Below are 3,016 nucleotides of genomic sequence, written 5' to 3' on the forward strand. Positions count from 1 at the left end.
GCACTATTGCATCCTTACAGCTTCCAAAATATAAAAACTGCTCGATTTGGTGGCTACCGATATCGCAAAGGATACCTCCGTAATTTTCCTTTTTAAAAAACCAGTCGGGACGATTGGGAGCATTTAAACGGTGGGGACCGAAACCGGTAATCTGAACAACCTTCCCGATTTCTCCCGCTTGTATTAACTGTCCGGCAAGTACGGAACTTTCCACATGCAGACGTTCACTGAAGTACACCGTATATTTCAAACCTGTTTCTGCCGTCTTTTGCCGCGCCTGTTCTAACTGTTCCAAAGTGGTAAAAGGAGTTTTATCCGTAAAATAATCTTTTCCGTGATCCATCGCACGCAGTCCGAGCGCACAACGTTCTGAAGGCACCGCAGCTCCGGCAATAAGACGGATTTCTCGATCATTCATCACCATTTCTTCTGAAGCCGCCACTTTCGCTTGCGGGAATACTTGAAGAAAGGCTTCAACTTTTTTGGGATCCGGGTCGTAAACCCATTTTAGGGTGGCCCCCGCTTCTGTCAATCCGTTGCACATTCCGTAAATATGCCCATGATCCAATGACACGGCTGCAAAAGGAAATTCCCCGTCTTCCACGACCGGCTTTGGTTTTCCTTGTGGAGCATAGGTCATTCCGTCTTTTTTATTCAAATCAAACCGCCCCTTCCACCTTTGGTCATAGCTTACAATCAAGTGAACGTTCCTTTTAGGAAAACCAGGCTGTCTTCAAACTCACGAGTGTCTCGAACGGTACATTCAGCAGAAATCATTCCGCTGTAACCGGACATTTTCAAACGTTCAGCAAACTGATCATACGAATACGCCCCGGTTCCGGGTGATAACCGCCCAGTATCCGCCACATGGATATGAGCAAGCCAATCTTTATGATCGATCAGCGTCTGAAAAGGCTCATTTTCTAGTTCCATATGGTGCAGATCGGCAAGGACTTTTATCGAATCCCGGTTTATGATTCGAGCAAATCTGCTTGCTTCCTCTACACTGTTTACCAGATTGGTTTCTTTTCGATTAAGGGGTTCAATGGCAAGTACCAAACCGCTGCCGGAAAATTCATCGCTGATTCTTTCCAGCGTTCTGACAAACTGCTCTTCCGCTTTTTCGCTCTCCCAACCATCAGGAATGGCTCTGGCTCTTCCGCTTCCAAGGACCGCAACTTCAGCTCCGATTCTTTTAAGGGCTTCCGCCAACCTCGCTACGTATCGATCAATCCTGTACCAATCGACATCCGGTCCAACGATTTTTAAATCTGCCGGAAAAAATAAATTAAACGATTTTACAGGAAGAGGGCTGTCGAGGTAACGAGACAAGACATTTCTAAACTCATTTTCTTGCTCCAATTTGAGCTCAGTAATCGCACATTCAATATAATCATAACCGGCTTCCTTAAGAAGTTCCGCATCTTCAATACCCCTGCACCATCCAAATGAGTACACCAGCAAATCAACTCCTTAATCCCAATTGATCAAAGTACCAATCATATTGTAGTTCCATGACAGCATATCTCTGTATACATTTTCCACTTGCTTCCAATGGACCCGATCCGTGATCATCGGCTCCAAGGTTAGTCTTTCGTGCTTGATAAGGTTCAAGAACGCTGTCCCATCTTCCCTCCAGGTCCAATAACCGGGCCGCGAGTCCGAAACAGGGTTTCCAGAGATATGTGCTCCAAGAATGGTAATGGCTTTTTTATGAACATCCCGGTAAAAATTGATGGTACTGTTCCCGCGCGTACTGCTCAGGATCACAACGCGGCCGAAGTCTCTTACCGTTTCGAAACAAGTGCTGATGACCTCTGGGACACCCGTGCTTTCGATGACCACATGCGGACCCTTCCCTTCTGTCACATCGTTCAAGGTCTCCCTCCAATGCTCATCGGAAGAATCCAGAGAAAAATCACTGCCACACTGCTTGGCTAACTCCAATCGGTTTTGTACACGATCTACTCCGATGACCGGCAATGCCCCATTTAGCCTGGCTAATTGAAGTGATAATTGGCCAATGATTCCCAAACCGAAAATCATAGCGGATTCTCCCAATTCCAGTCTTGCTTTACGGACCCCTTGCAAAGCAATAACCCCTAGCGATGTAAACGCAGCCAATTCAAAAGAGACACCATCTGGAATTTTGACCGCCCGTTTTTGCCTGATGTTCCCTATGGAACGATGTCCAATGCCGTGACACGCTATACGGTTGCCTACCTTAAAATCGGTTACATCTTGTCCGACCTTAATGACGACCCCTGATGAGCTGTACCCGGGATACATCGGATATTCTCCTGATGTATTGTCCATATTGAGAACAAAAGCCCTTTCCGTTCCTGGACTGATGAGCGAGGCGTGTACTTTCACTTGAATTTCGTCATGGCCTGGATCTGAGATTTCAAATTCGTTAAGCGCGATTTTTCCCTTTTCTTCGCTTACTAACACATGGTTCTTCATTGTTTATCACCTTGAACATTTAATTTTTATTTGATCTTGACCGGTAGTCCCGTTTTGGATGATTGATAAATGGATAAAATGATCTCTAGCGTCTTCCTTGCCTCCCATCCATTAACTAACGGCTCTCTGTCTTCCTTGATGCAGAGCAAAAAATCCTGGATTTGCTGCTTATGGGAGTCATGCGAGATATTCGCGTTGGATGAGCCGACAATATGGTTCTTTTCTCCCTTAGGCGGTTCTTCTATGCGGTCGCTTTTAAATTTCCATTCTTTTACCTGGTCGTTTTCGATAATAACGCTGCCCTCGGATCCGTAGATCTCCAATCTCGCACTAAATCCTGGATAGGCTGCTGTATTCCCTTCGATGAATCCAATAGCCCCATTCTTGAATTTAACGGTCGCAGCCGCAATATCTTCCACTTCAATTCTCTCATGGGCTCTGTTGGCACAATACGAAAAAACTTGATCCACAGGTCCCATAATGTATTGGAGTAAATCCACGTAGTGAATGGATTGGTTGATCAGTGCGCCTCCCCCATCCAATGCCCTTGTAC

General features: G+C 45.8%; 4 protein-coding genes. All 4 read right to left on the bottom strand.

The window, feature by feature from the left end:
* Positions 1–658: Gfo/Idh/MocA family protein (locus ABHN01_RS24625; protein ID WP_429877731.1), on the bottom strand; the 658-nt coding region annotated here is incomplete at its 3' end.
* A gap of 38 nt (positions 659–696) precedes the next feature.
* Complete coding sequence (locus tag ABHN01_RS24630) at positions 697–1,458, bottom strand: sugar phosphate isomerase/epimerase family protein (protein WP_429877734.1); 762 nt, start codon at positions 1,456–1,458, stop codon at positions 697–699.
* A 15-nt stretch (positions 1,459–1,473) separates the two neighbouring features.
* Positions 1,474–2,463 (bottom strand): zinc-dependent alcohol dehydrogenase, encoded by a 990-nt coding sequence (locus tag ABHN01_RS24635; protein ID WP_429877732.1) that lies wholly within the window; start codon positions 2,461–2,463, stop codon positions 1,474–1,476.
* Positions 2,464–2,489: 26 nt separating this feature from the next.
* On the bottom strand, positions 2,490–3,016 hold a 527-nt coding region (locus ABHN01_RS24640), incomplete at its 5' end, for a Gfo/Idh/MocA family protein (RefSeq protein ID WP_429877733.1).

Source organism: Fictibacillus sp. NRS-1165, from assembly GCF_050468105.1.
GTDB lineage: Bacteria > Bacillota > Bacilli > Bacillales > Fictibacillaceae > Fictibacillus_C > Fictibacillus_C terrinigri.